At 70.3% G+C, this 10,263-nt stretch carries 8 protein-coding genes and 1 riboswitch; of the genes, 6 read left to right on the forward strand and 2 right to left on the reverse strand.

All coding sequences use genetic code 11. The features are described from left to right. The 3 genes from RH94_RS41990 to RH94_RS02215 form a co-directional block, all read left to right on the forward strand. Positions 1-1,248 (forward strand): alpha-galactosidase (locus RH94_RS41990; protein ID WP_234425474.1); only part of this gene is annotated, 1,248 nt, incomplete at its 5' end. 277 nt (positions 1,249-1,525) lie between these two features. Continuing rightward, positions 1,526-1,706: riboswitch (cyclic di-AMP (ydaO/yuaA leader) on the forward strand. A gap of 5 nt (positions 1,707-1,711) precedes the next feature. Then, a complete protein-coding gene (locus RH94_RS02210; protein WP_073945989.1) occupies positions 1,712-2,599 on the forward strand; it encodes a M23 family metallopeptidase in 888 nt (295 codons plus the stop codon). Positions 2,600-2,728: 129 nt separating this feature from the next. Beyond that, entirely contained in the window at positions 2,729-3,514 is a 786-nt protein-coding gene (locus RH94_RS02215; RefSeq protein WP_073945990.1) for an SGNH/GDSL hydrolase family protein, read from the forward strand. 124 nt (positions 3,515-3,638) lie between these two features. On the opposite strand, the gene RH94_RS02220 is transcribed toward RH94_RS02215, so the two are convergent. Further along, positions 3,639-4,223, reverse strand: a complete 585-nt coding sequence (locus tag RH94_RS02220) for a carboxymuconolactone decarboxylase family protein (RefSeq protein ID WP_073945997.1) — start codon at positions 4,221-4,223, stop codon at positions 3,639-3,641. A gap of 145 nt (positions 4,224-4,368) precedes the next feature. Here RH94_RS02220 and RH94_RS02225 point away from each other — a divergent pair, with 145 nt between their 5' ends. Further along, positions 4,369-5,595, forward strand: a complete 1,227-nt coding sequence (locus RH94_RS02225) for an MBL fold metallo-hydrolase (protein WP_073945998.1) — start codon at positions 4,369-4,371, stop codon at positions 5,593-5,595. Positions 5,596-6,326: 731 nt separating this feature from the next. On the opposite strand, the gene RH94_RS02235 is transcribed toward RH94_RS02225, so the two are convergent. Next, complete coding sequence (locus tag RH94_RS02235) at positions 6,327-6,914, reverse strand: NADPH-dependent FMN reductase (protein WP_073945992.1); 588 nt, start codon at positions 6,912-6,914, stop codon at positions 6,327-6,329. A gap of 611 nt (positions 6,915-7,525) precedes the next feature. Here RH94_RS02235 and RH94_RS02240 point away from each other — a divergent pair. Then, the gene (locus RH94_RS02240) at positions 7,526-8,209 is read left to right on the forward strand and encodes a response regulator transcription factor (protein ID WP_073945993.1); all 684 of its coding nucleotides are present in this window, start codon (positions 7,526-7,528) and stop codon (positions 8,207-8,209) included. Positions 8,210-8,503: 294 nt separating this feature from the next. Next, positions 8,504-10,263, forward strand: a 1,760-nt coding sequence (locus RH94_RS02245; RefSeq protein ID WP_073945994.1) for an acetyl/propionyl/methylcrotonyl-CoA carboxylase subunit alpha, incomplete at its 3' end; no start/stop codon positions are given.

Here is a 10,263-nt window from a genome sequence, read left to right on the forward strand (position 1 = left end):
GCGAGCCGTACCTGGCACGCCTACCAGCGGACGTACGTCGTCCCGGACGCGGACCGGGACCGGCCGGTGCTCTACAACTCCTGGGAGGCCACGGGGTTCGACATCTCCGAGGAGCGGCAGCGGGCGCTCGCGCGGCGGGCGGCGGCGATCGGCGTGGAGCTGTTCGTGGTCGACGACGGCTGGTTCGGCGCCCGTACCAGCGACCGCGCGGGTCTCGGCGACTGGCGGCCCGACCCCGACCGGTTCCCCGGCGGCCTGAAGCCGCTCGCCGACCATGTGCACGGCCTCGGCATGGAGTTCGGCGTCTGGGTCGAGCCGGAGATGGTCAACCCCGACAGCGACCTGTACCGCGCGCACCCCGACTGGGTGCAGCACCAGCCGGGGCGGAAGCGGACGGAGTTCCGCAACCAGCTGGTGCTCAACCTCGCGCGCGAGGACGTCCAGGAGTACCTGTGGGAGCAGCTCCACGGGCTGCTCTCCAGCGCCCCGGTCGACTACGTGAAGTGGGACTTCAACCGCTGCTTCACCGACGCCGGCTGGCCCGGGGAGCCGTATCCGCAGCGCCTGTGGACCGACCACGTGCGCGCGCTGTACGCCCTGCTGGACCGGCTGCGGGCCGCGCACCCGCGGGTGGCCTTCGAGTCCTGCTCGGGCGGCGGCGGCCGGATCGACCTCGGCGTCCTGTCCCGTACGGACCAGGTGTGGACCTCCGACAACACCGATCCGCTCGACCGGCTCGCCATCCAGCACGGCTTCAGCCACATCCATCCCGCGCGGGTCATGGCCGCCTGGGTCACCGACAGCCCGAACACCATGCTCAACGGGCGCGTCAGCAGCCTGCGCTTCCGCTTCGTGAGCGCCATGGCCGGGGTGCTCGGGGTGGGCGGCGACCTCACCCGGTGGACGGAGGGGGAACTGGCCGAGGCCCGGGGCTGGATCGCCCTCTACAAGGAGATCCGGCCCGTGGTCCAGCGCGGCAACCTGTACCGGCTGCGGCCGCCGCGGGGCGGGCTGAGCGCGGTGCAGTACGTTCGCGGGGACGAGACCGTCGTCCTCGCCTGGCTCCAGGCACAGCACCACGGTGAGCCGCCGCCCGCGCTGCGGCTGCGCGGCCTCGACCCGGCGGCGTCGTACGCATGCCGTGGAACCGGGGAAGTGCACCGGGGGGCCGTACTGCTGCACCACGGGATGCGCACCGGGCTGCGGGGCGACTTCGACGCGGCGGTCATCCGCCTCCGCCGCATCTGACCCTGTGCCCGAATTGCAGCCTTGGTTCGAACTCGCCCCGGAATGAGGAGAGCTGGAATCGCCTGCGTGACAAGCCTCATAGTGGTGACGGTGCGTTGTTTGTTGTGTTCATGTAATTCTGGAGCTTGTCCAGCGGATCGGGGAACAGGCGGGAGATCGAACTCACGCGGCGTGACCGCTGGTTCCCGTGATGGGCCGAGCGGAACGTGCGGAAAGGGAACCGTCCGCTTGTCCCCGTGCGTCCCGGTCGCCTACGGTCCACACCGATCCGGACGGACGCCGAATCCTGCCACCGTCCGGAACCCGCACACCCACCCGTGCACGGCAGGAGCGGGGGACCCACAGGAACCACCGCCTGTTCCGGCCCTCCGGGACAGGCTCGGGGTGAAGCCGCGTCACGCGGCCGGGCAGCTCCAGCCCGAACCCGACAGCTCACCTCGCAGGCGCCGGAGAGGAATCCGCCATGCCCGCGAAGGGTAAGCACCGCCGTCCGAAGACCCAGCGTCTCACCCGCTCCCTCGCCGCCGCCGGAACCGGTGGCGCCGCCCTCGCCCTGCCGTTCGTCGGGGCGGCCGGCGCGCACGCGGCCCCCGCGCACTCCGCCGCGGAAGAGGCCGTACGGACCGTGCCGGTGACCGAGAAGAAGGCCGCCGCCAAGGAGGCTGACGTACGGACCTACACCGTCCGGGCCGGCGACTGCCTCTCGGCGATCGCCGAGGAGCAGGACGTCCGCGGCGGCTGGCAGCGGCTCTACGCGGACAACCGCCAGGCCGTCGGCGACGACCCGTCGCTGATCCACCCGGGCCTGAAGCTCGCCCTCGGCGGCCGGGCCACGCCGACCGCCACCACCCAGGCGCCCAAGCCCTCCTCCCCCAAGGCGACGAAGGCGACGAAGGCGACGAAGACGGCGAAGGCCCCCCGGGCCGCCGAGGCCGTCTCCACCGGCTTCACCCTCCCGGTGGCCGGAAGCGCCGTCGGCACCGGCTACCGCGTGGCCGGCGGCATGTGGTCCAGCGGCTACCACACCGGTGTCGACTTCGCCGTCCCGACCGGTACCCCCGTCAAGGCCGTCGGAGCCGGCACGGTCGTCTCCGCGGGCTGGGGCGGCGCCTACGGCAACCAGGTCGTCGTCAGACTGAACGACGGCCACTACGCCCAGTACGCCCACCTGTCGTCGCTCTCCGTCTCGGCCGGCCAGAGCGTGAGCGCGGGGCAGCGGCTCGGCCTGTCCGGCGCCACCGGCAACGTGACCGGCCCCCACCTGCACTTCGAGGTCCGCAGCACGCCGGACTACGGCTCGGACGTCGACCCGGTCACCTACCTCCGCTCGCACGGCGTCGCCGTCGGCTGAGGACCGGGGCGCCCCCTCGACGTGGCTCATCTCACCGTCCGTCAACCCCTCCCTACGGTCGCGTAGGTCACATTCGAAGGTGAATCATGGGCCGGTGTGGCAGACGATTCGAAGAATGACAGCAGATCAGTGATCGGGTCGTACGTGGCGGTGGGGGACAGCTTCACCGAGGGCGTCGGCGACCCCGGCCCCGACGGGGCCTTCGTCGGCTGGGCCGACCGGTTCGCCGTACTGCTCGCCGACCGGCGGCCCGAAGGCGACTTCCAGTACACCAACCTCGCCGTGCGCGGAAAGCTGCTCGACCAGATCATGGCGGACCAGGTCCCGAAGGCCGTCGGACTCGCCCCCGACCTGGTCTCGTTCTGCGCGGGCGGCAACGACATCATCCGCCCCGGCACCGATCCGGACGACGTGGCCGAGCGCTTCGAGGAGGCGGTCGCCCGGCTCACCGCCGTCGCCGGCACCGTGATGGTGACCACCGGTTTCGACACCCGGGGCGTGCCCGTGCTCAAGCACCTGCGCGGCAAGATCGCCACGTACAACGGGCATGTGCGGGCCATCGCCGACCGCTACGGCTGCCCGGTGCTCGACCTGTGGTCGCTGAGGACCGTCCAGGACCGCCGTGCCTGGGACCACGACCGCCTGCACCTCTCACCCGAGGGGCACACGCGCGTGGCGCTGCGCGCCGGTCAGGTCCTCGGCGTCGACGTCCCGGCAGACCCGGAGCAGCCCTGGCCTCCGCTGCCGCCGCGCGGCACGCTGGAGCTCCGCCGCGACGACGTGCACTGGGCACGCGAGTACCTGGTGCCGTGGATCGGACGCCGGCTGCGCGGCGAGTCCTCGGGCGACCGGGTGACGGCCAAGGGCGCCCTGTCGCCGGACGACATCAGGATGCGGATCGAGTCGGTGGCCTGACGGCCGACGCGCTCGACACCTCCCGCGCCGGGCCCGGTCCCCGGGCGAGTGCCTCGCCCGCCCACCGCTGGGCCCGGGCGCGGGAGACCGCGCCGGCGGGATCCCGGGCGAGCGGCCGCACGCGTCACTCCCGTGCGGCAACCTCACCCGTGCCGGCTGCGGCATCCGGCACCTCGCACGAGTCCTTGAAGCCCTGACTCGTCAGCCCCAGGGTGGAGTTGAGACGCGAGCGCAGATTCTCCACGGCCACCGTCGCCGTCAGCTCCACCAGGGCCGGCTCTCCCAGCCGGTCGCGCAGCCGGGCGGCCAGGTCGTCGTCCACGGCGGGCGGAGTGGCCGTCATGGCCTCGGCGTACGCCATGACGTCGCGCTCCAGCGGCGTATAGGCGTCGCTGTCCCGCCACACGGGGACGTCGTGCAGCTTCCGGGCGTCCATGCCGCGCTCCCGGCTGACCCAGTAGCCGAAGTCCATGCACCACGAACACCCGATCGCGGCGGCCGACGCCATCTCGGCGAGCGCCTTCAGACCGGGGTCGAGCCTGTTCCACTTCGCCACCGACTGCTCGAACCGCAGATCGCTCCACAGCACCCGCGGGTTGTGCGCGAGGGCCCGGGCGGGGTCCAGCACCTTGCCGTAGGCGCGCTTGCTGTACCACTCCACGAGGCGGAGGAAACGGGTCCGGGGCGGAGCGAGCGAGACACGGGCCATGGCGGCCACCTCCAGTACATCGGTTCCGTCGGCACCGCGCGGGTGCCCTCACCGGATACGACGGACGGGAGCGCGCCCGTGTGACATCGGGCTGTCGGAGGGGCCCTTCATAATGGAAGACCTGACCGACTCCACTGGAGGCATCGTGGCAGGATTCCGTCCCCTGAGCTCCGGGCTCCGCGCCCTGCGGCCCGCGGCCTTCGGCGCGGACCCCGACGGAGAGCGCATGGCGCGCATCCGCCGGTCACCCCACTTCGAGGACGGCGTCTTCCAGAACCCCGGAGGCCCCTCACGGACCCGGCCCTCCGGCTCGATGCTCGACTTCGCGAAGCTCTACTTCGACAAGGAGGAGCGCCCCCGCCGGGCCCCGCGAGGCACCGTGCCCGTGCACGCCACCACGCTCGCCGACCTGGCCCGGCCCGCGGCCACCGGTCTGCGGCTGACCTGGCTGGGGCACTCCAGCGTGCTCGCGGAGATCGACGGACAACGGGTGCTCTTCGACCCCGTGTGGGGTGAGCGCTGCTCCCCCTTCCCCTTCGCCGGCCCCCGGCGGCTGCACCCGGTGCCGCTGCCACTGGCCGCGCTCGGCCCGGTCGACGCCGTCGTCATCTCCCACGACCACTACGACCACCTGGACATGCCCACCGTCAAGGCGCTGGCCGGCACGGACACCGTCTTCGCGGTACCGCTCGGCGTCGGCGCCCACCTGGAGCACTGGGGCGTGTCCGGGACCCGGATACGCGAACTGGACTGGCACGAGTCCACCAAGGTCGGCGGCCTGACCCTGACCGCCACCCCGGCCCGCCACTTCTGCGGCCGCGCCCTGCGCAACACCCAGCACACCCTGTGGGCCTCCTGGGTCGTCGCGGGCGAGGAGCACCGGATCCACCACAGCGGCGACACCGGCTACTTCGACGGCTTCAAGGACATCGGCGCGGAACACGGCCCGTTCGACGCGACGATGATCCAGATCGGCGCCTACTCGGAGTTCTGGCCCAAGAACCACACGGATTCTACGCCGCTGCCCGGCGCGTGGCCGGACATTCACATGAACCCCTCGCAGGGGGTTCAGAGCCACCTTGACCTGCAGCAGGGTCGGCCGAGCGGGGTGATGCTGCCGATCCACTGGGGAACATTCAACCTCTCGTTGCATCCCTGGGCGGAGCCGGGGGAGTGGACGTTGGCCGCAGCCGGCGCAGTCGGGCAGGCGGTCGCCGTCCCAGTTCCGGGCCAGCCCTTCGAGCCCGCTGGAGACCTCCCTACGCGCCCCTGGTGGCGGGACGTGTCCCAGCCGTTGAATCGCAAGTGGCCCGTTCCGGAGATCATCCCGGAGGCGTCTCGTGACGACCTCGACCTTGTGGGCGAGGGCTGACGCGGAGGAGCTGAAGCGCGTGACGGAAGTCCTTGCAGCGATGTCGGAGGGCGAGCGAGTGGATCTCGTGCGGCTCATCGACGGGCCGCCGCGTCGGCAGAGCCAGGAACGGGCGTCGGAGCCCCGGCTGTTGCCCTCCACCAGCCGTGGAGACGTGCGTGTGCGAGTGACTGTGAATGGTGCGTAGCGCCGCGGCAGGAAGGGCTGAGCCGCGTCAGGCCGACCACTCTCCTGACGGAAGAGGACACCAGTAGGTTCTTCGACTGCAGGTGGTACACGGCTCAGAGGTAGCGGGTTACCGGTGCCCCCATGTCCTGTGGGCACCCCGGGGCATGGTCGCAGGACCACGGTCCGAAGGGGCGGCTCCGGCACACTATGGCGGTGAGTGCGCTGCCGCTGTTTTTCGCCAATTACCGGCAGAGCTCTGCCTGGCGTGGCCGGGGCTGTTTCTACTGAACCGTTCCGGGTTCGATAGGGACTCCGGAACGGTTCAGTCCGGTGCGAGACAGTGGCTTTCACTTGTGAACTGTCCGCGCACCATCAGAGGGCCGGTACCCGCCGACGACGGCTCCATCGTGGACGAGGCCCTGTTCCGGCCCGGCCTCTCGACATCCTCATCGGCGCGGTATGTGCGCTGCGGTGGGCCCGAGGCGGCCGCGGCATCCCTTGGTCAATCCTCCCCGGTCACGTCACGTCGTACCGCTCGCCACGAGCTTCGGTCACCAGCCTGGTCATACCGCGTAAGGGCGCGTGGCACGGCCCTCACGCAAGGTCCATCCCCACCACGTCAGCTGGTCGAACATGACGGTGGCCGCTTTGGTGACGTTCTTGGTGTCGAGCGGGCTGCCCTCGTCGGTGAACTGCTCCCAGGCGTTGTGGAAGCTGACGGTGTCGCGAAGGGTGACAGCGTGCATCTCCGCGAACACCTGACGGAGTTGCTCGACCGCGCGCTGGCCGCCCGCGATTCCGCCGTAGGAGACGAAGGAGATCGGTTTGGCACGCCACTCGCTGTAGACATAGTCGATGGCAAGCTTCAGTGAGGCGGGATACCCGTGATTGTACTCGGGAGTGATCACGACGTACGCCTCCTGGCGTGCGATGCGCCTGGCAAGCCGGGGGGCCTTCTCCGGCCCCTCTGCGGCGTCGAGGCTGAGCTTCAGTTCCTCCACGAGAGCCGGTTCGGAGAGGTCGATGACTTCGACCTGGATGTCGTCGCGTCGACGGGCTTGCGAGACGACCCAGCCGGCGACAGTGTCGGCGAAGCGTCCTGAGCGGACACTGCCGATGATGAAGCCGACCTTGAGGGGGCTGCTGGACATACGGTTCTCGCTTTCCATGAGGGAGGGACGCAGGCGTGCGCACACCGACGGATCGCGTCGGCGTGCCCGCCTCTGCGGATGCGGAAGCACCGCCAACGTAGAACCTCAACTTCACTTTAGGTAAAGCGCTTTGGGGTTGCACGGCAGTCCTGTGTCTGCGCTGTGCCCCGCAGCGCAAGATCCGGTGGTCAAACGTGCCTTTTGTCACGTTGATTTCCGTGGTGCCTCGAAGCATTCTTGTTGATCGTTTAATCTCGTTGCAGGGCTGTACATCAGCAACGACCGGTGTGTGATGGAAGCGCTCATGGGGTAGTGCGCTGACGAATCGCCGAGAGCTGACGGGGGAGTCTGAGGTGCGGATCGTCCATGGCAGTTGGGTGGCTCCATGGCCCAGTTGGCGCGCCCGATGTCCGGGCTGACATGCGTCCCGTCGACCGCCTGGCACGGCGGAGAGGCCGTAGCAGAGCTCGCTCATCGCGTGACCGCACATGACTGACGAAGGACCGGTTCACTGTGATCTACAGTCAGCATCCGCCTGCCTTGCCGTCTGACAGACATACGTGTCCCATGGCATCCGCGCACTTGCGCGACGGTACTCCGGGGCCTCAGTGATGAGATCCATACGGGTTCTTCTGGCAGGTGAGCACCGGCTGCTCCAGGACGCGATCGCTGGCTTGCTGGGGACGCAGCAAGATATTCGAATACTGGCAGCGGTCACGAGCGTCTCTGACACTCTCTACCTGGCCACCGAGTTACGGCCCGACGTCATCCTGCTGGAACCGTGGTCGGCGCCGGGAGCCCTTCTCCGCACAGTGCGTTCCCTGCGGGGGCTGGTGCCCCAGACGGCAATCGTGCTCACCCCCACCACCTGCGTGGTTGAAGCCGCCACACTGCAGGCCGTGCACGGGGTGTTACCCCGCGACGCCGGGCGGGACGTACTGCTCAGGATGGTGCGCACGCTGACCACGGGGGACGCGGAGAACCGCTCCGAGCGGCCTGTCACCCTGCTCTCCCGGCGTGAGTCCGAGGTGTTGTGTGCAGCCGCCAGAGCGATGACCAATCACCAGATCGCCCGTCTTTTAGGGATTACTACCGGAACTGTCAAGCGCCACATGCATGCTGTTTTCCGGAAGTTGGGTGCTGTGTCCCGTCTTGACGCAGTTGCAAAGGCGTATCAGGCGGGTCTGCTGTCGATGGACACCCTGCCGGTTGACAGGCGGGTGCCCGGGGCGCCCCGGTGGTCGGAAGAAACGGACAGCGCCGAGCTCCGTCGGCCTTGGGCCAAGGAGAGGTGATCGGGCCCCAGCGGCATGGCTGACCCAGTGCACTGTCAGGTGGGAGGAGCACGTCCGACGAGCGACGTTCACGTGGATCTGACACTGATCTGGCCCGCATCACACGTAGCTGGGAGAGTTCTGCACTACCTCACCGAAGCCTGATCCAGAACGCCTTGATCCGCACTTTGCTGCCGCAGCAGCATGGATCCAGCTTCCGCGGCGCAGGGACAAGGCGTCGGCGGAGGACGGGCGGTCCGGTACCGGCATGGTTCGGGAACCGTCACGTCGTTGGATGGGGCAGGGGAGGGAATCGTGCGCAAGGTGCTCATCGCCAACCGTGGCGAAATCGCTGTCCGCGTGGCCCGGGCCTGCCGGGACGCCGGGATCGCGAGCGTGGCCGTCTACGCCGACCCGGACCGGGACGCTCTGCATGTCCGCGCCGCGGATGAGGCGTTCGCCCTGGGCGGTGACACCCCGGCCACCAGCTACCTGGACATCGACAAGGTCCTGAAGGCCGCCAAGGAATCCGGCGCGGACGCCATCCACCCCGGCTACGGCTTCCTCTCGGAGAACGCCGACTTCGCCCAGGCCGTCCTCGACGCCGGCCTGACCTGGATCGGCCCGCCCCCGCAGGCCATCCGCGACCTGGGCGACAAGGTCGCCGCCCGGCACATCGCCCAGCGCGCCGGCGCCCCCCTGGTCGCCGGCACCCCCGACCCCGTCGCCGGCGCCGACGAGGTCGTCGCCTTCGCCAAGCAGCACGGCCTGCCCATCGCCATCAAGGCCGCCTTCGGCGGCGGCGGCCGCGGCCTGAAGGTCGCCCGCACCCTGGAGGAGGTCCCCGAGCTGTACGACTCCGCCGTCCGCGAGGCCACCGCCGCCTTCGGCCGCGGCGAGTGCTTCGTCGAGCGCTACCTCGACCGCCCCCGCCACGTCGAGACCCAGTGCCTGGCCGACACCCACGGCAACGTCGTCGTCGTCTCCACCCGCGACTGCTCCCTGCAGCGCCGCCACCAAAAACTCGTCGAGGAGGCCCCCGCCCCCTTCCTCACCGACGAGCAGACCGCCGAGCTCTACCGCGCCTCCAAGGCCATCATGAAGGAGGCCGGCTACGTCGGCGCCGGCACCGTGGAATTCCTCGTCGGCCAGGACGGCACCATCTCCTTCCTCGAGGTCAACACCCGCCTGCAGGTCGAACACCCGGTCACCGAGGAGGTCGCCGGCCTCGACCTGGTCCGCGAGATGTTCCGCATCGCCGACGGCGAGCCGCTCGGCTACGACGACCCGCCGCTGCGCGGCCACTCCTTCGAGTTCCGCATCAACGGCGAGGACCCCGGCCGAGGCTTCCTGCCCGCCCCCGGCACCGTCACCCGCTTCGACGCGCCCACCGGCCCCGGCGTGCGCCTGGACGCCGGCGTGGAGTCCGGCTCCGTCATCGGCCCCGCCTGGGACTCCCTGCTCGCCAAGCTCATCGTCACCGGCCGCACCCGCGCCGAGGCCCTCCAGCGCGCCGCCCGCGCCCTGGACGAATTCCAGGTCGAGGGCATGGCCACCGCCCTGCCCTTCCACCGCGCGGTGGTGACCGACCCCGCCTTCGCCCCCGAACTCACCGGCAGCACCGAGCCGTTCACCGTCCACACCCGCTGGATCGAGACCGAGTTCACCAACGACATCAAGCCGTTCGCCGCCGCCGTGGACGGCGAGGCCGAGGAGGAGAGCAACCGCGAGACCGTCGTCGTCGAGGTCGGCGGCAAGCGCCTGGAGGTCTCCCTGCCCGCCTCCCTGGGCATGTCCCTGGCCCGCACCGGCCTGGCCGCCGGCGCCAAGCCCAAGCGCCGCGCCGCGAAGAAGACCGGCCCCGCCGCCTCCGGCGACACCCTCGCCTCCCCCATGCAGGGCACCATCGTCAAGGTCGCCGTCGAGGAGGGCCAGCAGGTCACCGAGGGCGACCTCGTCGTCGTCCTGGAGGCCATGAAGATGGAACAGCCCCTCAACGCCCACAGGAGCGGCACCGTCAAGGGCCTCACCGCCCAGGTCGGCGCCTCCCTCACCTCCGGCGCCCCCATCTGCGA

The sequence above is a fragment of the Streptomyces kebangsaanensis genome (assembly GCF_001906585.1).
Classification (GTDB): domain Bacteria; phylum Actinomycetota; class Actinomycetes; order Streptomycetales; family Streptomycetaceae; genus Streptomyces; species Streptomyces kebangsaanensis.